The sequence below is a fragment of the Paenibacillus alvei DSM 29 genome (genome assembly GCF_000293805.1).
GTDB classification, from domain to species: domain Bacteria; phylum Bacillota; class Bacilli; order Paenibacillales; family Paenibacillaceae; genus Paenibacillus_B; species Paenibacillus_B alvei.
In genome coordinates, this window is record NZ_AMBZ01000002.1 from 725,001 (window position 1) to 751,928 (window position 26,928).

At 47.3% G+C, this 26,928-nt stretch carries 22 protein-coding genes, 1 tRNA gene, 2 rRNA genes and 1 pseudogene (1 of these 26 cut by a window edge); 21 read left to right on the top strand and 5 right to left on the bottom strand.

Going from position 1 to position 26,928, the window contains the following annotated elements; genetic code table 11:
• The 13 genes from PAV_RS09690 to PAV_RS09745 form a co-directional block, all read left to right on the top strand.
• Window positions 1-2,645 (top strand): 23S ribosomal RNA (locus PAV_RS09690); it begins 283 nt to the left of the window's first position.
• A gap of 77 nt (window positions 2,646-2,722) precedes the next feature.
• Window positions 2,723-2,839, top strand: a 5S ribosomal RNA gene (gene rrf, locus PAV_RS09695).
• 340 nt (window positions 2,840-3,179) lie between these two features.
• Window positions 3,180-4,643, top strand: coding sequence for an IMP dehydrogenase (gene guaB / locus PAV_RS09700; protein WP_005545604.1), 1,464 nt, complete (start codon window positions 3,180-3,182; stop codon window positions 4,641-4,643).
• A 123-nt stretch (window positions 4,644-4,766) separates the two neighbouring features.
• The gene (locus PAV_RS09705) at window positions 4,767-6,155 is read left to right on the top strand and encodes a D-alanyl-D-alanine carboxypeptidase family protein (RefSeq protein ID WP_005545605.1); all 1,389 of its coding nucleotides are present in this window, start codon (window positions 4,767-4,769) and stop codon (window positions 6,153-6,155) included.
• Window positions 6,156-6,290: 135 nt separating this feature from the next.
• Window positions 6,291-7,172, top strand: coding sequence for a pyridoxal 5'-phosphate synthase lyase subunit PdxS (gene pdxS, locus PAV_RS09710; RefSeq protein ID WP_005545606.1), 882 nt, complete (start codon window positions 6,291-6,293; stop codon window positions 7,170-7,172).
• A 119-nt stretch (window positions 7,173-7,291) separates the two neighbouring features.
• The gene (gene pdxT / locus PAV_RS09715; protein WP_005545607.1) at window positions 7,292-7,885 is read left to right on the top strand and encodes a pyridoxal 5'-phosphate synthase glutaminase subunit PdxT; all 594 of its coding nucleotides are present in this window, start codon (window positions 7,292-7,294) and stop codon (window positions 7,883-7,885) included.
• A gap of 167 nt (window positions 7,886-8,052) precedes the next feature.
• Window positions 8,053-9,330 (top strand): serine--tRNA ligase, encoded by a 1,278-nt coding sequence (gene serS, locus PAV_RS09720; protein WP_005545608.1) that lies wholly within the window; start codon window positions 8,053-8,055, stop codon window positions 9,328-9,330.
• Window positions 9,331-9,408: 78 nt separating this feature from the next.
• Window positions 9,409-9,497 (top strand) — tRNA-Ser (locus PAV_RS09725).
• Between the two features lie 106 nt (window positions 9,498-9,603).
• Window positions 9,604-9,963 (top strand): hypothetical protein, encoded by a 360-nt coding sequence (locus PAV_RS09730; RefSeq protein WP_005545610.1) that lies wholly within the window; start codon window positions 9,604-9,606, stop codon window positions 9,961-9,963.
• Between the two features lie 11 nt (window positions 9,964-9,974).
• Window positions 9,975-10,145, top strand: a complete 171-nt coding sequence (locus PAV_RS35250; RefSeq protein ID WP_005545612.1) for a hypothetical protein — start codon at window positions 9,975-9,977, stop codon at window positions 10,143-10,145.
• A gap of 19 nt (window positions 10,146-10,164) precedes the next feature.
• The gene (locus PAV_RS09735; protein WP_005545614.1) at window positions 10,165-10,317 is read left to right on the top strand and encodes a small acid-soluble spore protein P; all 153 of its coding nucleotides are present in this window, start codon (window positions 10,165-10,167) and stop codon (window positions 10,315-10,317) included.
• A gap of 315 nt (window positions 10,318-10,632) precedes the next feature.
• On the top strand, window positions 10,633-11,526 hold the full coding sequence (locus PAV_RS09740; RefSeq protein WP_040735756.1) for a YitT family protein: 894 nt from the start codon (window positions 10,633-10,635) through the stop codon (window positions 11,524-11,526).
• 271 nt (window positions 11,527-11,797) lie between these two features.
• Complete coding sequence (locus PAV_RS09745; RefSeq protein WP_005545618.1) at window positions 11,798-12,736, top strand: DUF6612 family protein; 939 nt, start codon at window positions 11,798-11,800, stop codon at window positions 12,734-12,736.
• A gap of 115 nt (window positions 12,737-12,851) precedes the next feature.
• Here the strand turns inward: PAV_RS09745 and tadA are convergent, their stop codons facing one another.
• Window positions 12,852-13,340 carry a tRNA adenosine(34) deaminase TadA gene (gene tadA, locus PAV_RS09750; RefSeq protein WP_005545619.1) on the bottom strand — a complete coding sequence of 163 codons (489 nt, stop codon included), beginning with the start codon at window positions 13,338-13,340 and terminating at the stop codon, window positions 12,852-12,854.
• A 417-nt stretch (window positions 13,341-13,757) separates the two neighbouring features.
• On the opposite strand from tadA, the gene PAV_RS09755 reads away from it, so the two are divergent.
• Complete coding sequence (locus tag PAV_RS09755) at window positions 13,758-16,100, top strand: PAS domain S-box protein (protein WP_005545620.1); 2,343 nt, start codon at window positions 13,758-13,760, stop codon at window positions 16,098-16,100.
• A gap of 97 nt (window positions 16,101-16,197) precedes the next feature.
• Here the strand turns inward: PAV_RS09755 and PAV_RS09760 are convergent, their stop codons facing one another.
• Together PAV_RS09760 and motA are read right to left on the bottom strand one after the other, a co-directional pair.
• Window positions 16,198-17,025, bottom strand: coding sequence for a flagellar motor protein MotB (locus PAV_RS09760; protein ID WP_005545621.1), 828 nt, complete (start codon window positions 17,023-17,025; stop codon window positions 16,198-16,200).
• A complete protein-coding gene (motA, locus tag PAV_RS09765) occupies window positions 17,018-17,809 on the bottom strand; it encodes a flagellar motor stator protein MotA (protein ID WP_005545622.1) in 792 nt (263 codons plus the stop codon). Before motA ends, PAV_RS09760 begins: the two co-directional genes overlap by 8 nt.
• A 399-nt stretch (window positions 17,810-18,208) precedes the next feature.
• On the opposite strand from motA, the gene PAV_RS09770 reads away from it, so the two are divergent.
• The 6 genes and pseudogenes from PAV_RS09770 (at window position 18,209) to tnpA (ending at window position 23,905) form a co-directional block, all read left to right on the top strand.
• Window positions 18,209-19,327, top strand: a complete 1,119-nt coding sequence (locus PAV_RS09770) for a sulfonate ABC transporter substrate-binding protein (protein ID WP_005545623.1) — start codon at window positions 18,209-18,211, stop codon at window positions 19,325-19,327.
• Between the two features lie 256 nt (window positions 19,328-19,583).
• Window positions 19,584-20,345 (top strand): ABC transporter permease subunit, encoded by a 762-nt coding sequence (locus PAV_RS09775; RefSeq protein WP_040735758.1) that lies wholly within the window; start codon window positions 19,584-19,586, stop codon window positions 20,343-20,345.
• 129 nt (window positions 20,346-20,474) lie between these two features.
• Window positions 20,475-21,281 (top strand): ATP-binding cassette domain-containing protein, encoded by an 807-nt coding sequence (locus PAV_RS09780; RefSeq protein WP_005545625.1) that lies wholly within the window; start codon window positions 20,475-20,477, stop codon window positions 21,279-21,281.
• A 76-nt stretch (window positions 21,282-21,357) separates the two neighbouring features.
• Window positions 21,358-22,626, top strand: coding sequence for an acyl-CoA dehydrogenase family protein (locus PAV_RS09785; protein ID WP_372515374.1), 1,269 nt, complete (start codon window positions 21,358-21,360; stop codon window positions 22,624-22,626).
• A 328-nt stretch (window positions 22,627-22,954) separates the two neighbouring features.
• Window positions 22,955-23,248, top strand: a complete 294-nt coding sequence (locus PAV_RS09790) for a hypothetical protein (protein WP_005545627.1) — start codon at window positions 22,955-22,957, stop codon at window positions 23,246-23,248.
• Window positions 23,249-23,437: 189 nt separating this feature from the next.
• Window positions 23,438-23,905 (top strand): annotated as a pseudogene (gene tnpA, locus PAV_RS09795) (IS200/IS605 family transposase).
• A 190-nt stretch (window positions 23,906-24,095) separates the two neighbouring features.
• On the opposite strand, the gene PAV_RS09800 reads toward tnpA, so the two are convergent.
• The gene (locus PAV_RS09800; protein WP_051135105.1) at window positions 24,096-24,614 is read right to left on the bottom strand and encodes a GNAT family N-acetyltransferase; all 519 of its coding nucleotides are present in this window, start codon (window positions 24,612-24,614) and stop codon (window positions 24,096-24,098) included.
• Between the two features lie 207 nt (window positions 24,615-24,821).
• Here PAV_RS09800 and PAV_RS09805 point away from each other — a divergent pair, with 207 nt between their 5' ends.
• Window positions 24,822-25,673 (top strand): sulfurtransferase, encoded by an 852-nt coding sequence (locus PAV_RS09805; RefSeq protein WP_005545635.1) that lies wholly within the window; start codon window positions 24,822-24,824, stop codon window positions 25,671-25,673.
• A 317-nt stretch (window positions 25,674-25,990) separates the two neighbouring features.
• Here PAV_RS09805 and PAV_RS09810 read toward each other — a convergent pair whose 3' ends face one another.
• Entirely contained in the window at window positions 25,991-26,896 is a 906-nt protein-coding gene (locus tag PAV_RS09810) for a Gfo/Idh/MocA family protein (RefSeq protein ID WP_005545637.1), read from the bottom strand.
• Between the last annotated feature and the right edge of the window lie 32 nt (window positions 26,897-26,928).

Here is a 26,928-nt window from a genome sequence, read left to right on the forward strand (position 1 = left end):
CTTGCTCCTTGGGGTTGTGGGACGTCTCACATGGAGTCAGAAAGGTGTTTATTAGACGAAGAGGTCTGGAAAGGCCCGCCATAGAAGGTAATAGCCCTGTAATCGAAAGTAAATGCCCTCCGAGACGGATCCCGAGTACCGCGGGACACGTGAAACCCCGTGGGAATCTGGCAGGACCATCTGCTAAGGCTAAATACTCCCTGGTGACCGATAGTGAAGCAGTACCGTGAGGGAAAGGTGAAAAGCACCCCGGAAGGGGAGTGAAATAGAACCTGAAACCGTGTGCTTACAAGAAGTCAGAGCCCTATTCATGGGTGATGGCGTGCCTTTTGTAGAATGAACCGGCGAGTTACGTTTGCGTGCAAGGTTAAGGTGAAGAGCTGGAGCCGAAGCGAAAGCGAGTCTGAATAGGGCGAATAAGTACGTAGGCGTAGACCCGAAACCGTGTGATCTACCCCTGTCCAGGGTGAAGGTGCGGTAACACGCACTGGAGGCCCGAACCCACGCACGTTGAAAAGTGCGGGGATGAGGTGGGGGTAGCGGAGAAATTCCAATCGAACTCGGAGATAGCTGGTTCTCCCCGAAATAGCTTTAGGGCTAGCCTCGGAGTAAAGAGTCATGGAGGTAGAGCACTGATTGGATGCGGGGCCCGCCAAGGGTTACCAAGTTCAGTCAAACTCCGAATGCCATCGACTTATATCCGGGAGTCAGACAGTGGGTGCTAAGGTCCATTGTCAAGAGGGAAACAGCCCAGACCATCAGCTAAGGCCCCTAAATGTATGTTAAGTGGGAAAGGATGTGGAGTTGCCCAGACAACCAGGATGTTGGCTTAGAAGCAGCCATCATTTAAAGAGTGCGTAATAGCTCACTGGTCGAGTGACTCTGCGCCGAAAATGTAACGGGGCTAAACATACTGCCGAAGCTATGGATTGATACGTATGTATCAGTGGTAGGGGAGCGTTGTGTACCGGGTTGAAGGTAGACCGAGAGGACTGCTGGACTGTACACAAGTGAGAATGCCGGTATGAGTAACGAAAAGACATGTGAGAATCATGTCCGCCGAAAACCTAAGGGTTCCTGAGGAAGGCTCGTCCACTCAGGGTAAGTCGGGACCTAAGGCGAGGCCGAAAGGCATAGTCGAAGGACAACAGGTTGAAATTCCTGTACCACCGTAACCGTTATGAGCAATGGGGGGACGCAGAAGGATAGGGACGCGAGCTGATGGATGCTCGTCCAAGCAGTGAGGCTGATGTGTAGGCAAATCCGCACATCGATAAGGCTAGGCTGTGATGGGGAGGGAAAATTACAGTACCGAAGGTCTTGATTTCATGCTGCCAAGAAAAGCCTCTAGCCAGGTGAAGGTGCCCGTACCGCAAACCGACACAGGTAGGTGAGAAGAGAATTCTAAGGCGCGCGGAAGAACTCTCGTTAAGGAACTCGGCAAAATGACCCCGTAACTTCGGGAGAAGGGGTGCCTCGGTAGGGTGAATAGCCCGAGGGGGCCGCAGTGAAAAGGCCCAAGCGACTGTTTAGCAAAAACACAGGTCTGTGCGAAGCCGCAAGGCGAAGTATACGGGCTGACGCCTGCCCGGTGCTGGAAGGTTAAGGGGAGTGGTTAGCCGCAAGGCGAAGCTATGAACCGAAGCCCCAGTAAACGGCGGCCGTAACTATAACGGTCCTAAGGTAGCGAAATTCCTTGTCAGGTAAATTCTGACCCGCACGAATGGCGTAACGACTTGGGCGCTGTCTCAACGAGAGATCCGGTGAAATTTTAATACCTGTGAAGATGCAGGTTACCCGCGACAAGACGGAAAGACCCCATGGAGCTTTACTACAGCTTGATATTGGACTTTGGTACGGACTGTACAGGATAGGTGGGAGCCTGAGAAGCCTGAGCGCCAGCTTAGGTGGAGGCGCCGTTGGGATACCACCCTGTTCGTATCGGAGTTCTAACCTAGGACCGTGATCCGGTTCGGGGACAGTGTCAGGTGGGTAGTTTGACTGGGGCGGTCGCCTCCTAAAGAGTAACGGAGGCGCCCCAAGGTTCCCTCAGAATGGTTGGAAATCATTCGAAGAGTGCAAAGGCATAAGGGAGCTTGACTGCGAGACCTACAAGTCGAGCAGGGACGAAAGTCGGGCTTAGTGATCCGGTGGTTCCGCATGGAAGGGCCATCGCTCAACGGATAAAAGCTACCCTGGGGATAACAGGCTTATCTCCCCCAAGAGTCCACATCGACGGGGAGGTTTGGCACCTCGATGTCGGCTCATCGCATCCTGGGGCTGAAGTAGGTCCCAAGGGTTGGGCTGTTCGCCCATTAAAGCGGTACGCGAGCTGGGTTCAGAACGTCGTGAGACAGTTCGGTCCCTATCTGTCGCGGGCGTAGGAAATTTGAGAGGAGCTGTCCTTAGTACGAGAGGACCGGGATGGACGCACCGCTGGTGTACCAGTTGTTCCGCCAGGAGCATAGCTGGGTAGCTATGTGCGGAAGGGATAAGCGCTGAAAGCATCTAAGCGTGAAGCCCCCCTCAAGATGAGATTTCCCAATTAGTAAGACCCCTTGAAGACGACGAGGTAGATAGGTTGGAGGTGGAAGCACAGCAATGTGTGGAGCTGACCAATACTAATCGGTCGAGGGCTTATCCTATTTGATTCAACACGAACTTTCGCATTCAGTTTTCAAGGTATGACCTTGAACTTTATATTGGCACTAAGCCAATGCTGTTTGGTGGCGATGGCGGAGGGGTTCCACGCGTACCCATCCCGAACACGACCGTTAAGCCCTCCAGCGCCGATGGTACTTGGACCGCAGGGTCCCGGGAGAGTAGGACGTCGCCAAGCACACAAAAACCACTGTTGAGATTACTCAACGGTGGTTTTTCGTATATGCATGTCATAACCGTTTAGATAATGAATGGAGATCAGCTAACCATCTCATACTAACGATAAATATCCATGTAAAATGTGCACGTGCAGTGGACATTCATTCGTTTCGAAATGAAATGAAAGCTCCTGAAAAAACGGATTCCAAAACAAGTCGCATATCCTTGACAGCCACATACTGCTTTGCTAAGATTGCAATAATATATTTTTAGAGATGACGTGAATCATAGGACAAGCCTTTTGTAATAAGGGTTTGGATAATGAATGCGCCAATACAATCACAGGGAGGAACTTTCTGGTGTGGGAATCTAAATTTGTTAAGGAAGGTTTGACTTTTGACGATGTGCTGTTAGTACCTCGTAAATCGAGTGTACTGCCACGGGAAACAGACGTATCGACTGTCTTGAGTGATAAGGTGAAGTTGAATATTCCAATGATTAGTGCCGGGATGGATACAGTTACAGAAGCTCCATTGGCAATTGCAATTGCCCGTGAAGGCGGTATCGGTATTATTCATAAAAATATGTCTGCTGAACAACAAGCTGAAGAAGTGGATCGGGTTAAGCGCTCAGAGAGCGGCGTTATCACAAACCCATTCTCTCTTTCCCCGGAACATACTGTTGAAGATGCGGATCGTGTAATGGCAAAATATCGTATTTCCGGTGTTCCAATTGTAGACGGAGAACATAAGCTTGTAGGTATTTTGACAAACCGCGACCTTCGTTTCGTTCATGACTATAGCATTCGAATTAAGGAAGTTATGACTCATGAGAACTTGGTAACTGCTCCAGTAGGAACTACGCTTCAAGAAGCAGAAGTTATTTTGCAGCAGCACAAGATCGAGAAGCTACCTCTGGTTGATGAATCCAACGTCCTGAAGGGGCTTATCACAATCAAGGATATTGAGAAGGCAATTCAATATCCGAAGGCTGCAAAGGACGCTCAAGGACGTCTCCTGTGCGGTGCGGCAATCGGTATCTCTCAAGATTCGTTTGAACGTGCTGAACTGCTTGTACAAGCTGGTGTTGACCTAATTGTAGTAGACTCGGCTCATGGTCACCATATCAACATCATTGAAGCAGTACGCAAGTTGCGCGGCCTATACCCAGATTTGACAATCATCGCAGGGAACGTAGCTACAGGTGAGGCAACTCGTGACTTGATCGAAGCAGGCGCTTCAGTGGTAAAGGTTGGAATCGGACCAGGTTCTATCTGTACAACTCGCGTTATCGCGGGTATCGGCGTACCGCAAATTACAGCAGTTTATGACTGTGCGAGCGTAGCACGTGAGTATGGTATCCCTGTAATTGCGGATGGTGGTATTAAATATTCTGGTGATATTACAAAGGCCATCGCTGCTGGCGCGAGTGCAGTTATGCTGGGCAGCTTGTTCGCAGGTACGGAAGAGAGCCCTGGTGAATCTGAGATTTACCAAGGACGTCGTTTTAAAGTGTACCGCGGCATGGGCTCCCTTGGCGCCATGAAGCAGGGTAGTAAAGATCGTTATTTCCAAGATAGCAGCAACGAGAAGAAGCTCGTACCAGAAGGCATCGAAGGCCGCGTAGCTTACAAAGGGCCTCTTGCTGACACCATTCACCAACTGCTTGGTGGATTGAGAGCAGGTATGGGGTACTGTGGTACACATAACCTGAAAGAGCTTCAGAACGATACTCATTTCGTGAAAATTTCTGGCGCAGGATTGCGTGAAAGTCATCCGCATGATGTGCAAATTACAAAAGAAGCTCCGAACTATTCCATGTAATTGTGTTGCAAACACGGAAAATGTCGACAAGGAAAGACAGGGTATTACAACCCTGTCTTTTTTTTGCGTGTCCGGCTATGTTAGAATAGCAATGGGACTCAACAGGGAGAGGAGTTGTACGTAGTGTCTAAGCAACATACAACAGTAAAACAAAACAAATGGAAACGAGCGGTCGCTTTGGTTACCGCATGTCAAATATTGAGCTTTGCCTTATTGCCATCTGCAGGAATGGTGGCTGCTGAGGCGGCTGCACAAACGCAAACAAAGCAAGTAGCTACAACAAATGGAAATGCGGGACAAGTCATTACAGATAAGAAGAAGCTTGACTTGCAGCTTCGCTCAGCGGTACTCATGGAGGCCTCTACCGGAAAAGTATTAGTCGATGTTGACTCGGAAATTGCGTATCCTCCAGCCAGTATGACGAAGATGATGACAGAATATATTGTCATGGAAAAAGTAAAGAACAAAGAGTTGAGCTTTGATGATGAGGTTGTTACAAAGAAAAATGCTTCAGTAACGGAAGGGTCGCGCATCTTCTTAGCAGAAGGGGACAAGCATAAAGTTCGGGATTTGTATATTGCGATGGCAATCGGATCCGCCAATGATGCGACAGTTGCTCTAGCTGAACATATTGCTGGCAGTGAAGCAGAATTCGTAAAAATTATGAACGAGACGGCAAAACGTCTTGGGATGACGAAGACACATTACATCAACTCTACTGGATTAGATTGGGCTAGTATGCCAAAAGACTTCCGTCCCGCTGAAAAAGCAGAGACTATGATGTCTGCTATGGATGTTGCAAAGCTAGTTCGTGCAATCGTTAACGATCATCCAGAATTCAGCGAGTTTACAAAAATTCAATCCTATAAATTTAGAGAACGTGATAAAACGCCAATTTCCAACTTAAACTGGATGCTTGAAGCGAATAAGGATGTTGTGAACTTCAAGCGTTATGCATATCAAGGTTTGGATGGAATGAAAACCGGATTTACTGATATAGCGCAATATTGTTTTGCAGGTACGGCTGTACGTGATAATATGCGTCTGATCTCGGTTGTTATGGGGGCAGCAAATAAAGGGGCTCGTTTCGAAGAAACAGCTAAATTGCTAAACCATGGCTTTGAGCATTTTGAAGTAAAGAACGAAATTGCACCGAAAAAGACAGTAGTAGGAGTAGAGACAGCTCCGATCAAAAAAGGTGTCGAGACAGAAGTGCCGATTGTTGCTGAGTCTGGTGCGTCATTTGTGATTCCGAAGGGTGCAAGTACCGAAGGTAAAGTAACAACAGAAGTAAATTTGAAGCCGGCAAGCGAGCTTATTGCGCCAATTAAGAAGGGTCAGCAAGTGGGAACCGTTACGTTTACCTACAAGGACAATGGAGCCGAGCAGAAGAAAACGGTGAATATGATTGCCACAGAAGATGTGGAAAAGGGCAGTTGGTGGCGTCTATTCTTCCGTGCAATTGGAGAGTTCTTTGCTGATTTGTTCAAATCTATCAAAAATTTGTTCTAGTTTCGAAGTATTGATCTATGAAATGGTCTACGTCTATGACAAAATCAATTGTCTATTCGATTGACCATCATGTAAAATAGAGGAATGAAACTGTAGCAATAGGAAATGACTGATTAGTGGCGGGGGGCAAACAAAATGGAAACAGGTACAGCTCGAGTAAAACGTGGTATGGCAGAAATGCAAAAGGGCGGCGTCATCATGGACGTCATGAATGCGGAGCAAGCGAAAATTGCTGAAGCAGCAGGCGCTACAGCGGTTATGGCGCTTGAACGTGTCCCATCTGACATTCGTGCAGCTGGTGGCGTAGCTCGTATGGCAGATCCGACAATCGTAGAAGAGGTTATGAAGGTTGTATCGATTCCAGTTATGGCAAAGGCACGTATTGGTCATTATGTAGAAGCCAAAGTATTGGAATCCCTTGGCGTTGATTACATTGATGAATCTGAAGTGCTGACTCCAGCAGATGAAGTATTCCATATTGATAAAAATACATTCACTGTGCCATTCGTATGCGGCGCTAAGGACTTGGGCGAAGCGCTCCGTCGCATTAGCGAAGGTGCGGCTATGATCCGTACGAAGGGTGAGCCGGGAACAGGCAATATTGTTGAGGCTGTTCGCCACATGCGTCTAATTACTAGCCAAGTGCGCAAAGTACAAAGCTTGTCCAAAGATGAGCTGTATGCAGAAGCGAAAAACTTGGGCGTAGCGTATGACTTGCTTCTTGAAGTACATGAGAGAGGCAAGCTCCCAGTTGTCAACTTCGCAGCAGGCGGTGTTGCAACCCCTGCAGATGCAGCGTTGATGATGCATTTGGGTGCAGACGGCGTATTTGTAGGCTCTGGTATTTTCAAATCTGACAGTCCTGAGAAGTTCGCTCGTGCAATCGTAGAGGCGACAACTCATTATGAAGATTATGCGTTGATTGCAAATGTGTCCAAGAACCTTGGTACACCAATGAAGGGTATTGAGATTTCCAAGCTCGCGCCGTCTGAGCGTATGCAGGATCGCGGCTGGTAAGATCAATAACATGGCAGGCTGTAGGAAGCATCAATATGGTGCTTCCTAGTCTGCGTTAGAACCCAATCACCAAATGGTGTAAAAAGTACAAACCTCAGGGGAAAGAAGGGACTTCACGGATGAACATCGGAGTATTGGCGCTGCAAGGCGCGGTAGCGGAACATATGCGCAGCTTGGAGGCAGCGGGAGCTCATGCGGTAGCCGTGAAGCGGCCAGAACAGCTGGATGAGCTGCAAGGGCTTATCATTCCTGGTGGAGAGAGTACTACCATTGGCAAGCTCATGCGTAAGTACGGTTTTATCGAAGCGCTTCGTGCATTTGCGGCTGCGGGAAAGCCGATATTCGGTACATGTGCGGGACTTATTTGTCTGGCAGAGCGAGTAGAAGGTCAGCAAGGACTAGAGGAACCGCATCTGCGGCTTATGGATATGACGGTATTGCGCAACGCATTTGGACGGCAACGTGAGAGTTTTGAAGCAGATTTGAATGTGAAGGGCATTGAGCAACCTGTACGAGCTGTGTTTATTCGTGCCCCGCTTATTCAATCAGTTGGTGAACGCGTGGATGTGCTGTGCGAAGTCAATGGTGAGATTGTGACAGCGAGACAAGATTCGCTGTTAGCTTGCTCGTTCCATCCAGAGCTGACATCCGACGTAAGCCTGCATCGATATTTCGTCGATATGGTTAAACAAGCTGAAAATGTAGCAGGCTAAAGGAAAGCGAACACTTTGACTCTTCCTCGAGATAAGGAGAGTTAAGGTGTTTTTATCAGATATACGGTATAATAGTGATATAGAATGATACGGATAGAAACGGTGTAATCCTTGGCTATGGCAATAGAGTTGAGTCGTGTATCCGTTTCTGGCAGGAGGGTCAATCGGTGCTAGATATCAAATTGTTAAGAAATGAGTATGGACGCGTAGCTACTGCGCTCCAACATCGAGGTAAAACGGAGGATATGATCGCGGACTTCCCGGAGCTTGACGCACGTCGCCGCGAAATGCTGCAAGAGACTGAACAGTTGAAAAATCAACGTAATGTTGTGTCTCAAGAAGTAGCGAAAAAGAAAAAGGCAGGCGAGTCAGCCGACGAACTGATTGCGCAAATGCGTGAAGTAGGCGATCGGATTAAAGAGCTCGATGAAGAGATTCGTCAAATTGAAATGCAAATGGAACAGATAACGCTGTCCATTCCAAATGTACCGCATGAAAGTACGCCAGTAGGGAAATCGGAAGATGACAATGTTGAAGTTCGCCGTTGGAGCGAGCCTACTTCATTTTCCTTTGAAACGAAAGCTCATTGGGATTTGGCTCAGGATCTTGGCATTCTGGACTTCGAATCGGCCGCTAAGGTCACAGGCTCTCGCTTCGTGTTCTACAAAGGTGCTGGAGCACGCTTAGAGCGTGCACTCATCAGCTTCATGCTCGACGTGCACACGACACAGCATGGATATGAAGAAGTGCTCCCTCCGCTCATCGTAAACCGCGACAGCCTGATCGGTACAGGTCAGCTGCCGAAGTTCGAAGAGGATTTATTCAAGATTGAAGGGACAGAGTATTATCTGATCCCGACAGCAGAGGTTCCTGTAACGAACCTCCACCGGGACGAAATCTTAACAGATGATCAAGTGCCTCGTTACTATACGGCGTACAGCTCTTGCTTCCGCTCTGAGGCAGGTGCAGCTGGACGCGATACACGTGGTTTGATTCGTCAGCATCAATTCAATAAGGTTGAACTTGTGAAGCTGGTCAAGCCTGAGGATTCTTATACAGAACTGGAGTCCCTTACGAACAATGCAGAGAAGATTTTGCAGCTCCTCGGCCTGCCATATCGCGTTATGGCGTTGTGCACGGGAGATCTGGGGTTCAGCTCTGCGAAGACGTATGACTTGGAAGTATGGTTGCCAAGCAGTGGTTCGTACCGTGAAATATCTTCTTGCTCGAACTTTGAAGATTTCCAGGCGCGCCGTGCGAATATTCGCTTCCGTCGCGATACGAAGTCTAAGCCTGAGTTCGTTCATACATTAAATGGTTCCGGCCTTGCAATTGGCCGTACAGTCGCTGCGATTATGGAAAATTACCAGCAGGAAGACGGTTCGATTGTCATTCCAGAAGTACTCCGTCCATATATGGGTGGAATGGAAGCCATTCGCAAATAATTGAAAGAACACTATTGCATTGTAACAATGCATATGATAAAATAAAGACTGTCCGACTCGATTCGGGCAGTCAAATATGGAGAGGTACCGAAGTGGTCATAACGGGGCGGTCTTGAAAACCGTTAGGGTGCAAGCTCACGTGGGTTCGAATCCCACCCTCTCCGCCATAACATTCAAATGTAGAACCCACATCCTTAGAGATGTGGGTTTTTTGCTGTATAAAATGGCTCCGCTGACCGCAAACTGTAATTGAACAGTGGAGGTGTTGCTCTTATGAATCAGGAAGAAAAGCTGCAAGTTGATCAGTCGACACTTGTGAGTGCTTGGCAGCAGACGCTGCCTACAAGGCTGAACCCTGGCGATCAAGCCAAAGTATTGCCTGACGGTGCGAATCCACAGGCACTCGTTATTCATATCGATACAGCCGGCCGTCAAATGTACTCATTCGATTTCCATTGCGCTTATGTGGATACGCGCGAGGTCAAGCTCAATCTAATTGATGTCGAGAAGAGCGGAGTTCATATCGATGAGCGGACAGAGGTTGTGCAGGAGCTCGTTCAAAATTATATGCGTCACATACATGAGTGTGCGCAAGCACTGCATGATGTAACCAATCACGGCCAAGTACACTAGGAGGAATGAAGATGACGAAAGCGAAGGATGGTCTGGACAAAAATTTGAGCAATGTCATCAAGGACTTGGAGCAGGCACCTGTTACTAGTCATCATGCCCAGCAATTGCAGCAGGATCATAACGATCGGCGTCATCAGGATGCATTGAATCATGATAAGCCAACGGATTTGGAACATTTATAATGACAGAGGAGCGTACGCAATGAGCAAGCCAAGAGCAGTGCCTGTACCTGACAAGGAACAATCCAGCCGGCATCAAGCAGGCAATGAACGGAATGCGATGCAAGAGCCATTGTCAGGGTCTAAGAAGACGAAGAATGCGAATCATGTGAGTCACAACAATCCTGAGGGATAAGTCAAAGTGGAAACAATCAACACGGATTTTCCTTGTTATGCGCAAGGGAGATCTGTGTTTTTTTGTGTCATGATAAAGAGTTATTGTTGTCATTCACTAGTGCTTTCCTTATTAATATTTCCCAGTAGGGTCCAACATAGAAAGGAATTCCGATATAATAAAGAGTGTAGTGTATTTTGAGGCTTGTATAGAGAGGTGAAAGCGATGGAGCATCTGACGACGAACACCAATACTGACAACAGTAGTTCTAAGGAGAATCAAGCATCGGCTTCGCAAGAACCGGATCATTTTGAAGCATTCGCCCAACTGAATGCCATGGACGGTGCAGCGGTTGCTAATGTACGACAGTATCAGCACACGAAGATTGGCCTGATTAAGCTTCTCAAGCGAATTATCTTTATTGTCGTTGGATCTGTCCTGATGGGGGTCGGACTTGAATTATTCCTCGTCCCGAATCAAATAACGGACGGCGGTGTAACCGGTATTTCGATTATTTTGTCTTATGTAACCTCGATACCACTAGGCGTTTTTCTATTTCTTCTTAACTTGCCCTTCCTAATTGTCGGCTACAAGCAAATTGGCAAAACATTTGCCCTTTCCACATTGCTCGGCGTCCTTGTCATGTCGCTCAGTACGATGCTGCTGCATGATGTGAGCGCCTTTACGGAAAATACGTTCCTAGCTGCTGTATTTGGCGGGATTATTCTTGGGATCGGCGTTGGGCTAGTCATTCGATACGGCGGATCGTTGGATGGCACAGAAATAGTAGCGATTTTACTCAATAAGCGAACCCCTTTCTCCGTAGGCGAAATTATTATGTTTTTCAACCTGTTCATACTCACGAGTGCTGGCTTCGTATTTGGCTGGGATCGTGCAATGTATTCCCTTATCGCGTATTACATTGCGTTCAAAATGATTGATATTACGGTTGAGGGATTGAACGATTCGAAGGCAGTATGGATTATAAGTGACAATCACAAGGAAATTGGAGATGCGCTGCTTAGCCGTCTTGGCCGAGGAGTAACCTATATGAAGGGTGAAGGTGGGTTCTCCGGGGATGAGAAAAAAGTGATTTTCACCGTCATTACTCGATTGGAGGAAGCGAAGCTCAAAGGGATCGTAGAAGAGCTTGACGAGCAAGCGTTTCTTGCAATCGGCAACATTCATGACGTCAAGGGTGGAAGATTCAAGAAGAAAGACATCCATTAAGAAAGATACGATAGGACGAAGTTCACATGTTTAAAAATAGAGTCATGAAATATATTTCAAAGGAACTATTTTCAATGCCATACGTATAGGTTAATATATACTGGGTATTTTTAGACATACTTATTATGAGGAATAGGGGTTGAACAAGTTGAAAAGAGGTTAGAAGAGCGCATTAGCACTAATATTTGCTCTAGCTTTAATTATTACGGGGTGTGGAGCGAAGTCTAGTCCGAAGGAATTAATCGAGGGTTCTTTAGGTAAGTCCCTCGATATGAAATCTTATGCATTTAATACATCGATTAAGTTAGAAGATCTTCAAGTGGATAATGGTTCGGCAGCACTTGATCCAAATGCAAAAATGGTTCTCAATATGCTGAAAAATGCTGAGCTTAGCGTAAATGGCGTTGTACAACAAGAGCCAATCAAGATGGAAGCGAATGTTGAAATTAGCCTTAAAGGCGACATGGAAATGAAGTTCTCTCTTCCATTCTCCATGGATGAAAATAAAATGTGGGTAAAGATTCCGAATATTCCGATGTTGGCTGGTCAAATTCCTGATGAATTGGTTGGGAAGACAGTTGAACTGGACTTGAAGAAACTTGCTGAAGATTCAGGTCAAGAGATGCCATCCGCAAAGGATTTGAAGGCAATGCAAAACCTGAGCAACGATTTGTTCAAAGCACTTCTTGGCAAGTTCGATGAGAAAACATATTTCTCCATAGTTGAGAAAAAAGACGCTGGTCTTCCTGAAAGTGTAGATGCGAAGCAAATTGTGAAGTTCAATGTTACAAATGAGAACTTGGAGCAATTCGTTACAACATTCGTTAAGGATGCGTTGCCTGCAATCGCTGATGTATTAGGCAAGGAAGAGTACAGCAAGCTGCTTAAAGTGGAAAAAGACCAAGTTGAGAAAATGAAGCAAGAAATGAAAACAGATGACAGTGAACTGAAAAAGGGCATCGAAGAAATGAAGAAGTCGTTGAAGATTAACGAGCTGAGCGTGACTACAGCAGTTAACAAGGATCAATACCCTGCATACCAAGTTGTTGTAGCAAACTTGGATGTAACTGGCGACGATGGTGTGAAATCGAAGATTGCCGCTCGTTTGACAAGTGAATTGAGCAAGATCAACGAGAAGGTTGAATTTAAACCAGTACCATCCGATGTTCTGACGATGGAACAATTGCAGCAAATGTTCGGTGGCTATTAAGATAAAGTCAAAGGAAGGTCGTCGTTCTCTTAGAGAGCGGCGGTATATTAACAAAGGGAGAAGCCGCATGGTTCAACTAGGTTGAGCCTGCGGCTTCTTTCTTTTTGCATATAGATTAAGCTTTGCCGCGCAAACGACGAAAAAATTGCGTTAGCATTGCCGCGCATTCTTCCCGCAGTACGCCTTCAATAACTTCTGCACGATGGTTGAAGCGGGGCTCCTGAAGAAGGTTCATAAGCGTGCCCGCACAACCTGCCTTGGGATCCGTCGTCCCATATACAACGGTAGGTACGCGTGATTGAACGATAGCCCCGGCACACATTGGGCAAGGCTCCAAGGTAACGTATAAAGTGCAATCAAGTAATCGCCATGCCTGCAGGTGCTCACTCGCTTCCCTAATGGCAATCATCTCGGCATGGGCCGTTGAATCCAGCGAAGTCTCTCGTAAATTGTAGCCACGACCAATAATTTCGTTCTGATGTACGACAACGGCGCCAATGGGCACCTCTCCAATCGCTTCGGCCTTGTGGGCTTCTTCAATAGCCATGCGCATCCAGTATTCGTGCTGAGTTTCTTGTTCAGGTTCAATCGATTGTATTTCCAACTTTAACTTCCTTTCTCTTATCCCTGCCTCTATTGCTGCCAAGTATAATTGCATTAGACGCAAAGATGTGTAAAAGTATAGCCGTTATTCATCGAACAAATATTCGTTGTTAACAGTGTGTGTATAATCCTGTGGATAACTAATAATTGTGCACAGGATTATACACATCTTATCCATAACTGTTCACATTATGTGTATAAGTTGTTGATAACTATGTGTTATTCATATCGGCAGGGTCGGAACTTGTCGATATTATTATACCTTCTTCCTACAATAATCGCCAAAACCATCGACAAATCGCCCTATATTACGATATGATTCGAAGAGATACTCCAACGAAATCCAACATTTGTCAGGATATCCGACATTATCTCCATTGACCTAGATTCTGATGGATAGGCCTGATAGAGGTGAAGCATGAGACTTTCCATCAAAGCGAAATTATCAATTTCCATAGCTTGTATCGTGTTTGTCGTCCTTTTGCTTCATATGATCCTCACCTACAACATTACCAAGGATAAGCTTGTTGAGGAAATTCAGCAGCGAATGAATGCAATTGCTCAGCAGATCAACGTATCCGTTCAGCAATCCCGCATGGCAGCTGCTTCATTTGAGGAGCAATTGGCGGAGAAGCTGCATATTGCATCTATGTATGCTGCGGATAAGCTCCCATCCCGAATTGATAGTATTACGAACGAGCAGCTGCAGCAAATAAGCAAAGATATCGGAATATCCCACATTTCCCTTTTGCATCAGACGGCGAACGGTGATGATATTACAATTGCTCGATCCTCTGATCCGAAGGAAATCGGAATGTCGACTAGACAGTGGGGATATTGGTATACCGCTTTTACTCAATTGCTCGAGGATCAGCAAGTATGGATTACCCAAGGGCAGAAGCGCAAAGATTTTTGGGCAGGCCCCTTCGATGTGTCTTCTTCCAATCCGGAGCATATCGATAAGTGGGGGTATTATTACGACGGTAAGCGGGATTATATTATTAATCCGTTTATTCGTGATGATAAAGTGGAGACCTTCTTTGAACTAACGAAGCCCAATATCTTAATCGAGCAGACGTTAAATGCTCAGTCCAATATTGTGGAGATCGCAGCTCTGAATGCCGACCACTTTAATAATGAGCCTGTATCCAAAATTCGCAGCGATGGCGTGCAAATTGTAGATGACACAAAAAGCCGTGTCCTGTATGGCGAATATACATTGAAACATGCACGTGATGAAGAATACATTCGGAATGCCTTGGAGCGAAAAAAACCACTATTTTACGAAAGTGAATTCGGCAGCAGAACGATTATTAAGGGATTCATACCGATCATCGGTACAACAGCCTATGTATTGAATATTTCAATGGATGCTAGAACGCTCGTAGAAGCGCTGCATGACCAGTTAATGCGCAATGTCGCCGTAGGCATTGTGTTATTGGAGATTGTTCTTATTGGCAGTTATATGCTGTCTGGCATCCTCATACGCCCTCTGCAATCGATATTGAACAAGATCAATATGATTTCGGTAGGTCATTTCAATACGCAATTGAATATTGATCGCAATGATGAGCTTGGCATACTGGCGCAGCGAATCAATACGATGGCACGCAATTTGGATGCTTCTACAGAACGACTGCGGATGTCCTATTTGGAGAACCGTGCCATGAAAGAGCATTTGGAATCGTTCATTAACCAATCGAATGATGCCATTCATGTGACGGATTTGAAGGGACGAATTGAGCGTGTAAATCAAGCGTTCGTCGATATGTTCGGCTGGACCTCGGAAGAGGTGTTGGGCAAGCCCTTGTGCAATATTCCGGAGGATAAGCTGGAAGAAGAACGGAAAATTCATGAGGCTAAGCGTCATGGCGAATATGTAAGCAACTGGGAGACGACGCGTCTGACGAAGGACGGGCGTGTTCTGGATGTTAGTGTCACCACTTCGCCAATGTACAATGAGGGTGGAGACTGTATCGCTTGGGCCAGCATTACTCGGGATATAACCAGCCGTAAGCGAATGGAGGAATTATTGCGCCGTTCCGAGAAGCTCACGACGGTTGGACAGTTGGCAGCAGGTGTTGCGCATGAGATTCGAAATCCTTTAACGACGCTGAAAGGCTTCCTGCAGCTGCAGCAGCGTACGAGATCATTGAATGATAATCATATGGACATGATGCTGGCGGAGCTGGAGCGCATCAACTTGATTGTTAGTGAATTCCTTGTACTGGCCAAGCCTCAGGCTATTCAATTCCAGCCGAAAGATGTACGCCGCATTGTAACAGATGTTGTCGCTTTACTGGACAGTCAGGCAAACTTGAATAACGTGCACTTCGCCACCCAGTTCGATGAATTTGTACCGTTAGTGAATTGTGAAGAGAACCAACTGAAGCAGGTATTTATCAATGTGATGAAAAATGCGATGGAGGCAATGCCGGAAGGTGGCATGGTCGAAATTGCTGTACAATCACGACATAAGGGTCTAGTTGTGGTGAAAATTCTAGATCATGGTATCGGTATACCGGAAGAGCATTTGTCCCAACTTGGAGATCCATTCTTCACAAGCAAGGAATACGGAACAGGTCTTGGCCTCATGGTAAGTCAGCGAATTATTCATAACCATCGAGGATTGATTGAAATTACTAGTGAACAGAACATTGGAACTGAGGTAACGATTTCGTTGCCTGCAATTGGCGCAGAAGAGGAGGGCAGTGGTGATCTTACCGTACCGCAGCCTACGTTAACCGCAATCTCGTCATAAGGATAGTTTAAAACGAAGGGGTGCCTTGATAGAGACGATATTACGACTCTATCAGGGCACCCCTATTTGTTCGTTGTATTATCTGTACGGTAACGACTCAGTTTTGCTCAGTTAATTCATTCGCCGCTTTATTCTTATCCGTGTATTTGCGAAGAACGGATACCTCTACTCGGCGATTCTTCGCTTGACCTTCAGCGCTGCTGTTGTCAGCTACAGGATGATACTCGCCCATCCCAACCGCTTGGAATAGCTTCGGATCAAGTCCGGAGCGTTCCAAGACGACCTTCATGAAGCTAAGCGCCCGTGCAGAGCTCAGATCCCAGTTCGACTCAAATCTGCTGTTGCGGATAGGGCGATTGTCTGTGTGCCCGCTAATGACGACAGAGAAGCCTTGATACTGCTTCAACATGTCGCCGATTGTAGCTGCAAGCTGCTTCGAATCACCCTTCAAGTTGGCCTTACCGGAATCGAAGAGCGCGCTATCTTTAATTGTAATTTTCAACTCAGAGTGATTAAGTTTCGTATTCAACTGATCAGTTAACCCATTGTTGGAGATATACTGATTCATCTTATTCTGAAGCTGCTCAAGCTGCTGCTGTTCTTGCTTGGCATGCAACATATATTGTTCTCGCTCGTGATTGCGCGATTTGGTGAAGTTTTTAGGATTCGCTTCAACCATGCTGGATTTCGATCCGTCTGAGCGAATAATAGCTGATTCATTTAAAATACCAGCCCCTCCACCGCCGGAATCCAACGCTGAACTGAAGGCTTGGCTCATTTGCTCGAATTTTTTCGCATCAACCGCCGACATGGCATAGAGCACGATGAAAAGAGCGAGCAGCAGTGTCAAAATATCGGCATACGGAATGAGCCATGTCTCATCTGTATGTTCTTCCTTCGGGGGTGTTCGTAATTTCTTACTCAACGCTTGCCCCCTCCTTAACACTCATAAGAGCACGCTCTTGTGGAGTCAAGAAGACAGAGAGCTTTTGGTTAATTGCAATGGTAGATACGCCGGATTGAATGGACAACAGTCCCTCGACCATCATGAGTCGAATTTCAATTTCGCTGTGCGACAGGCGCTTCAGCTTATTGGCGATCGGATGCCATAGCACATAACCGGAGAATATCCCCATCAATGTAGCAACGAACGCTGCGGCAATCGCTTTAGCCAGGTGCTCCATTTCCGACATTTGCGATAGGGCGGCAATCAGACCGATTACGGCACCCAATACCCCAAGCGTAGGGGCGTACATGCCCGCTTGCGAGAAAATGAGCGCTCCAGAATGGTGTCTTTCTTCGGTTGCATGAATGTCTTCCATGAGCACGTCACGCACGAAGTCTTGATCATTGCCGTCAATAATCATCCGCATTCCGTTGCGGAGGAATTCGTCTTCAATTTCGTCTATACGTGTTTCCAAAGCAAGCAAGCCTTCACGGCGCGTAATTGACGCCCATTCCATGAAGAGTTGGATCAATTGAACACGGTCAACCAAATCTTGCTTTTTGAAGAGCAGCCCGATAAGCTTAGGAAATTTTTTCAGTTCCTTCATCGGGAAGGCAATGAACAGGGAACCCGCAGTACCAACAAAGATAATCATAATGGCTGCTGGGTTGGCGAGGTTCGAGATAGGCGCCCCCTTAAAGTACATCCCTAGCGTGACGGCAGCAAGGCCGAGCACGAGACCAATGATCGTAGATTTTTCCATAATTCCATACACACCTCATCCATGAGTATAATGGTGCTTCCTGCGAGCGTATTCGACAGCGTTAGCCGAAATACGTAAAAAAAGATGCAATATTCTTTTTATCGGCAAAACAGCTCTATTTATTTAATGAACATTTTGTTCCCTGGCTCAAAAGTTAGAGGAAAAAATAGGATTGACAAGAAAGAGGCAAGGAGAATAAAATGTCATCTAAATACTTAGTAAGTTAATCGGAATATATGGTGATTCAGTGGGGAGTGTGGTTTCATTGCGATGAACAGCTCTGAAGGAAAAAGGCTGGGCTCAAATGATAACGAGATTTTTGCACAAAGTTTTAGGCGGGTTGTTCAAGGAGAAATGACAACGGGGTGAAAGAATTTCATTGTGAAATGGGGGCTTTCAATGTCTAAAGACCAACTATATGCATTGGATAATTTGGTTACTGTTAAGGCGCCATCTGAACATCTTACGAACAGACAACTGCGTGTGCGTGTTGTAATAATTCTCATCTCATGGTTCTGCTTGATGGCGTTATTGGCGGGTTGCGCATCGGTTGGAGCCGGAACGGGCGCCCAAAATGGGGCGGTAGCCGACACCTCCGGTGCAGGCAAGAACGGGTCTCGCAAAGTGATTCGCATCGGCTATCAAAAGGGCAACACTTTAAACATTCTGAAGGTGAATGGCAATTTGGATAAACGCCTGAAGGAAGCGGGATATGAGGTGGAGTGGAAGGTATTTGCCGGGGGGAACTTCTTGCTTGAAGCACTGAGCAGTGGCAGCATCGACTTCGGGCATGCAGCGGATGGATCAGGTGTATTCGCACAAGCAGGCAATAAGCCATTTGTATATGTGGGCAATGATCATCCGAATCCGGAGGGAATGGGAATCGTCACTTATCTGGAATCAGGAGTGCAATCAATTGCCGACTTGAAGGGGAAGAAGCTCGCGGTAGGCAAAGGCGGTAATCATCATTACCTGGCAGTGCTGGCGATAGAGAAAGCAGGTCTGAAGCTTGAAGATGTTCAGTTCGTTTACGTCAAGGATGCGTCGGAAGGGCGAGCGGTGTTTGAAACGAGACAGGTGGATGCGCTAGGCTCCTGGGATCCGTTCTTTGCAGCTATACAGACAGATTTGAAGCCAATGACGTTAACGGATGGTCAAGGATACTCGCCGAATCGTACGTTCTATTATGCCAATGAGCAGTTTGCCAAGGAACACCCAGAACAGATACGGACTATTTTAGAGGAAATTCAAGTGTCGGATGAATGGGCCAACACCCATAAGGATGATGTGATTAAGCTGCTGTCCGAAACACAGGGAATCGAAAAGGCAGCTATCGAGCTTGCAGTGAAGCGTCGCACCTATGGGGTCGAATTGTTCAATTCGGAAATTATCAACGCGCAGCAGCAGCTAGCGGATACGTATTATCGGATTGGTTTAATACCGAACCCTATCAAGGTAGCTGATCGGATGCCGTTGGATGCGCCTTGGGCCGTACAAGGGCCTGTGAGGAGCAAGTGATAAAGGGGGAATCGCAATGCGTACGACAGATGCTGTATCGTCCACGAAGTTGGCGAATCGACAAGAAGAAGACTCGCGATCCATCTATGCAGGCAGCGGATCAGTGGAGAAGTCAGGCGCGGCACCATCTTCATCTCTTATAGGTCCTAAATCGCTGGGATCACCGGGGAAAAGGGATTCGGCAAATGCAAAACATAAAAATACGGTTCATGCTTATGCTGCTGATTCGCGACGTAAGGATGGCTGGGGGAACAGGATTGCAGCAGTTAGTGCGCCTTGGCTGCTGCCGATTGTTTTTTTAGCGATTTGGCAGTGGGCTTCCTCGTCTGAAGTAGTGTCTGCACAACTGTTGCCAACACCGACCAAGGTACTGCACACATTGTGGGAACTGACCATAAACGGAACGCTCGGCTATCATATTGGTGTCAGTCTTCAGCGCGCCCTCATCGGCTTCGTTATTGGTGGCGGGATTGGTTTCTTATTGGGCGTGCTTAGCGGCCGATACTTGGGGTTTTATCGGCTGTTCGATACATCGATTCAAATGCTGCGCAATATTCCTCATTTAGCTCTTGTCCCACTCGTCATCATTTGGCTGGGCATTGATGAAGGGGCCAAAATTTTCCTTGTCTCTCTTGGCGTCATGTTCCCGATTTATGTAAATACGTATCATGGCATCCGCAGCGTTGATCCAGGTGTTGTGGAGATGGCAAAGGTGTATGGTCTGCGATCCGGGTCATTATTTCGGCACATTATATTGCCGGGGGCACTGCCCTCCATATTTGTTGGCTTGCGATATGCGCTCGGTGTCATGTGGCTGACTCTAATCGTTGCGGAGACAATTGCCACTGATGCTGGAGTCGGTTATTTGGCGCTCAATGCACGTGAGTTTATGCAGACTGACATTATTATATTAAGCATTTTGTTATATGCGGCGTTCGGTAAAGGAGCCGATGTGTTCGCGAAGCTGCTGGAGCGCAAGGCACTGCGCTGGAGTACTGAGCATCGGGTAGGACATTAAGAAGCGGACTACCAAATACTCGGCTTGCTGTAGGCTTAGACGATAGGCAGGTTCAGCTTTTATTGTTGCAGATTGTGTGGATAGCAACATCCATTTCATCCTTGAAGGAGAGAAGGAGGCAGTCGAACTATGGGAGGATATCAGGCCATGCGTCCACTAACGCAGACACGATGGCCGCTTCAATCAAAGGAGGCGGCTGATCAAGCCAATATCGAAGGAGCGGAAGTGAAGATCAGTGGCGTAAGTAAATATTTTGGTGAGCATCAAGTCTTGGATCACATTGATCTGACGATACCAGTGGGGCAGTTCGTCGCCGTCGTGGGACGTAGCGGCTGCGGTAAAAGTACGCTGCTTCGTCTCTTGGCGGGGTTGGAGCAAGCAACGGAGGGCAAGCTGCTTGTAGGAGGTGTACCGGTTGACGGAATTCGGGGAGGAACCACGGTCATGTTCCAGGACAGTAGACTGATTCCATGGAAAACGGTCGTTGATAATGTAGGAATTGGTTTGCAGGGAGATTGGAGGCCAAGAGCAGAACAAGCGCTTCATCAGGTTGGACTCGATAGCCGCCAGCATGATTGGCCGAATACCCTTTCGGGCGGGCAGAAGCAGCGAGTTGCGCTGGCAAGAGCGTTGGTACGCAAGCCAAAGCTGTTGCTGCTGGATGAGCCGCTTAGTGCGCTGGATGCACTGACGAAGCTGGAGATGCAGCAATTGATTGCGTCCTTATGGGGAGATCAGCGGTTTACAATACTGCTCGTCACGCATGATGTGAATGAGGCTGTGCGATTAGCGGATCGCATCGTGCTCATTGATCAGGGTCGAATTGCACTGGATGTTGCCAATCCATGTTCCAGACCGCGTCAGGTAACCGATCAAGAGTTTGGAGCAATGGAGCGGCGGGTGCTGGAGCATATATTTGCAGATCATGCAGTTTAATGAGAGATCGGAGTCTTTAATTTGCATAATTACTGAAATAACATGTGCCGGATATGAAATAGGATAAAGAGGGGGGATGGACGTGATACAAGGGGTTGAGCATTCACTGGAGAGGCTGGACACTGGGCATATTGATGAACTGCCGGCAGAAAGGAAGAAATCACATACGCAGACGGCAGCTCCAGAATGTAAAGTAAAGCGGGGCTTAGCGCAGGTAGAGCAAATTGCTAGGCAGATGCGGGAGGATGCAGCAGATCTGGATAGGAAGCATGGTCTGCCTTCGCATCATGTAGAGAAGTTGAAGAAAATTGGCTATCCGTCATGGAACGTTCCAGAGGAATACGGAGGCCTGGCAATGCCGCTTACTGCATGGTTGAAGGCGCAAGAACTGCTGGCTCAAGCCAATCCGTCTGTGGCACTTGGGATGGGGTGGCACATGAGCATCATCCACGAGTTGGCGGAGCGCCGTACTTGGCCAGAAGGAAGCTTTGCCGAGGTGTGTCGCCGCATCGTGCATGAAGGCGGACTGTTAAATCGCGCAGTTATGGAGGTCGGGGGCGGAAGTCCTTCTCGTGGCGGCAAGACACGAACTACAGCCAAACCTATCGAAAGCGGGGGATATGTGGTAAGTGGCCGCAAGACGTTCACAACTTTTGCTCCGCTGTTGGAGTGGTTCATTGTAACAGCTGCGCTTGAGGATAGTGAGGACGTGATTGAGCTGTTGATACCGCATGATGCTGCCGGGGTGTCGATTGAATGGACTTGGAATATGGCTGGGATGCGCGGAACAGCAAGTCATGACCTGGTGCTAGAGCAGGTAAAAGTGACAGAGGACGCACTCCTATATAGGCATAATCAACGTGATCGCTCACTGCCAAATCCGTATCTTCTTCATATCCCAGCGTGTTATTTAGGCATCGCCACAGCTGCCCGCGATGAAGCGATTTCCTTTGCTACCGCATATACGCCCCCATCATTGTCGGAGCCCATAGCAAGTACGCCGAACGTGGAGCGGCACCTAGGTGAGATTGAACTGGAATGGACAGCGGCACGAAGATTCCTCTATGGTGTGGCAAAGTCCTGGGAAGTGGGAGGCGCCGAGAGAGAAGCACTGCGGGCTGTTGATCTTGCAGCGGCGAAGGTATTCGTCGTGCAGGCGGCGCAGTCAATTGTCGATAAGGCGATGCGTATTGTTGGCGCGTACAGTCTTCGTATGGATCATCCGTTGCAGCGAATGTATCGTGATGTGCGATTCGGGCTGCATAATCCTCCGATGGAGGATATCGCACTAACTCAGCTTGCAAGAGCTTCCGTTCAAGATTGGAAAAGCAGAAATCTCTCTTAGCAGGGTTGAAGATACTTACTTTAAGATTGCTCTTATATTAGAGGGGTGGTTCTTCATATAAAAATCTATAGCATGTTGCCAGGAGCAGAACGATGAGTCTGCTCTTTGTTCTGTTGTGTTGTGATTGTTGTTGTAGGAGGAACAGGAGAATTAGCATGAATCAGTTTTTACGAAGGAAATGTGAAAGCTGAAAAGTGAACTGACTGACAAGAAACAAAAGCGCGGCAGATAGTAAAGATAGGCGCTCTTAATGCAATAGCTGTTCGAGTGAGAAGGCATTCTATGCTACAATACGGAAGACATAGTTGATTCGAGAGGAGCAGCGTAGATGGGCGTTTCATTCGGGAGACCATATCAAGATATTTTGGAAGAATTGACGAACGCAATAGGACTGATTCCGGACGGGTATACCTTTTTCGAAATGACTGAGGAAGACTGGGCTGAGCTCGGACAAGCTGAACGCAAGGAAGTGCTGGAGGCACTCGCAGATGATGTGTTCTACGGTCTAGGGGAGGACCGGCTGCTGTTTATCGGAAGCGGCAGCGTACAGTATGATCCGCAGTTCCACACCATCGAGATTGTGGTAGAGAGCGATACAGTAGCTACGATTTCCCTCATCTAAAACTTTACAAAATACCGAAGAGCTGCCCGTACCGGGCAGCTCTTGTTGTTTAGGCTTTAGCCAGTTGAGAGCGTGAAACGCGCGAAACAAAAAACCACCTGCTATGCGGGTGGAGGGATCAAAGGTTTGACCACCAGACCATTGCGATAACATTGAGATGTTCAGGCTCAATGGAAGGAATGGTCTTAGATGGCAAACAAGAACTATAGTTTAGCGCACACAAAGTGGATGTGCAAATACCACATTGTGTTCACCCCGAAGTATAGACGGAAAGAAATCTATAATCAAGTAAGGAAGGACTTAATCGAAATCTTTAAACGCTTATGCAAGTATAAGGGAGTAGAAATTATAGAAGGTCATATGATGCCAGATCATGTACACATGCTGGTAGCAATCCCACCAAAAATTTCAGTATCAGCATTTATGGGATATCTAAAGGGAAAAAGTCGCTAATGATATTTGAGAAGCACGCGAACCTAAAGTATAAATATGGGAACAGAAAATTTTGGGCAGAAGGATATTATGTGAGTACGGTGGGCTTAAATGAAGCAACCGTAGCAAAGTCGCGAACAGGGAGCACATGACCAAGCAGTAGATAAATTGAGTGTAAAAGAGTATGAAGATCCATTTAGTGATAGAAGGAACAAAAAGAAGTAACCCAGTTTAACTGGTAAGTGAAAGTGACAAATTACACTGAGCCTGAACGGATTTGAGGTCAGGCTAGCGTCTTTAGGCGCAGTTTGGCAACAGGGGGTTATACCCAAGTGCAAACCACCCGTTGGACGGGTGGTTCTGATTCCTGAATGAAAGAATTTGTTTTGCAAACCAGCATCATATTGGTGGTTTACTATACCGGAGCAGCTTCGGGCTGATACACCATGCAGTGGAATTCACCCATTCCTTCTGGTGTAGGCCGTTCGTAAGTATCTGTAATGAAAAATCCGGCCTTTTGATAGGCACGAATTGCACGGTTGTTCCAGGTGAGCACCTCGAGGTCGATTTCATCCTCTGGATGACGTTGCGATGCATCGCCCACAATAGCTTGCACGAACGCAGCACCCATTCCCTTTCCAAGCAGATCGGGCCGCATGCCTAATCCTATGCGAGTAACTCCAACAAGCGGAAAATATTGCGCAAAGCCGATGAGCTCTTCGTTCCGATCCTTAACGGATACATATTGCTTGCGGCGAATATCGGGGTCGCCCATTTCAACGCCAAGCGCCTTCATCTGTTTCCACGGGAGGAATCCATACAATTGATAAGGCGGCTCGTATTTCCATGTGCAAATATCCTGTGCATCCTCCTCAGTCATCGGGTGAATACGAAATAATGGTTCTGGATGTGCAGGATGGTGATGGCCAGACATCGAATGATTATGGTTAGCAGATGCTGATGGATCATGAGGCGAACTCATTAGTCTGTTCTCCTCCTTCGGGCGATACAAGACTTATCGCGTGGATTTTCTCCCATTGTGACATGGGGAGAGGAGTTTGGCAAATGGTTGTCTTATCATCTGAGTGACAATGGTTTTTGTTGCATAGGCAAAAGATATTTTGATTCGGGAGGTAGGAACATGCAGGAGTATACGGTGATTATAACAGTGGAGGAAGCTGTGAAGCTGCTTGAAGAAGGGCAGGCGGCAGTAGCGGACTGCCGTTTTTGGTTAACTGAGCCGGAACGCGGACAGACAGCGTATGAGGAAGGGCATCTACCGGGGGCGTTTTATTTTGATTTGGATCGGGACTTGTCATCACCGCGTGAGGTACATGGCGGGCGTCACCCATTACCGGAAATTGGGGAATTGGCGCAGAAGCTTGGAGCGAGCGGCATTGATCGTTCCACGACCGTGATTGTCTATGATGACCAAGGTGGAGCCATGGCTAGCCGCCTGTGGTGGCTGCTGCAATATATCGGCCATGAAGGCTATGTCTATGTGATGGATGGTGGTTACAGTGCGTGGGTGGAAGCGGGACATCCTGTGTCGACAGAAGTTCCGGAGTCAGCACCGCTCAGCTATAAACCGCAGGTTCGTCCGGAGATGGTGCTGCATGTGGACGATATTCGAGAGCGACTGGGACGGCCAGGTGTGGTCATGATTGATTCTCGCGAGCCCGACCGATATGCAGGACGCCTTGAGCCTATTGATGCAAAAGCAGGTCATATCCCGGGCGCAGTGAACCAATTCTGGCGGAATCGTCTTGACGAAGCGGGACACTGGCTGCCTGTAAAGACGCAACGCGAGCAGTGGAGGCCGGTCGTGCAGGGAGCGGAGGAAGTAATCGTCTATTGTGGATCGGGTGTGACAGCCTGCCCGAACTTATTATCTTTGTGGCAGACGGGAGTAAAGGGTGCGAAGCTGTATGCCGGCAGCTGGAGCGATTGGAGTTCCTATGATGATAATCCGATTGCGACGGGGGAAGAGTAAGCATCATTGCGCTATTTCTTTATCTCTTGGGCATATGGCGACGGCGAAGTGAGTCAATCACAGGAAGAATAGGAGTAACCGGCATACGAAGCAGCGGTGGAGCAGAGCAGACAGCTCCACCGCTAAACGTATTGTGCCGCGCTGCCGAAGGTAGCTCGCTACGATAGACACGACAATCAGACCTTATGTATAAGACCGTCTCGAACCTTATTCAGGTGTGGGGGAAACGTCCAAATTGTTATATTGGACAGATGTTCGGTAAATAGGATTGCCGGAACGATTAGGCCTTGTTGGATAGCGTAGCGGCAGTATCCGATTCATAATCGCTCCAATTGCTGAGTAATGTCTTCACAGATGCGATGAGTTTGCAGTGACTTCTCTCCGCTGGATAGGAAATCGTTTCCGCTCTGAATACATTCGATGAAATGGTCTATCATGTCAACAAAACCGCGGCGATAGAGAGTCGAGATCCAATCGCCAAAAGTGGAGTGCTGTTCTGAATGATTTGCATATGTTGTGGTGTGAACGCAATTCTGGACGACGATCTTGTGCTGACATCCCATGATTTCCAGTCGTTCTTCCGTGATTCCCGTCTGTCGGTTCATCATTCCGAGTCCGGTCGTCTTTTGGCTCATCAAATTGAGTACTAAGTAATGCAATAACCCATCCTCGACCTTGCCGTTAACCATGATCGTCTCTGGTTTGCCTACATAGTACAGCAGCGTGTCTACGACGTGAATGAAATCATCAAAAACCGTCTGTCGTACTGGTGAAACGGGGCCAATCCGATTTTTTTGCATGAAGGCTGTTTCGATTGTCGGAATTGTTTCTTTTGCATTTTTGTACATTGGCATAAACCGGCGGTTAAATCCGACCATAAGCTTCACTTTGTGCTGTTGAGCCAAAGAAACCACTTCCTCTGATTCATGTAACGAATAGGCGATGGGCTTATCTATAAATACATGAATTCCTGCAGCGATAAGTTGACGTAAAATATCGACATGCGAATCTGTGGAAGTATGCACGAAAGCAGCATCGATGTTAGATGAAATTAATTCCTGTACGGTAGAGAACTGGTTTCGGATCCGGTATTGTCGCCCGACCTCATCCACCACTTCTTGATTGCGGCTGGCAATGGATAGTTCAATATCCGATCGGGTGCCTAGTATAGGCAAATATGCTTTACGTGCTATATCGCCAATACCGATCATGCCGATTTTCATGATAAATCCCCCTTCCCTTTCATAACTTGGGA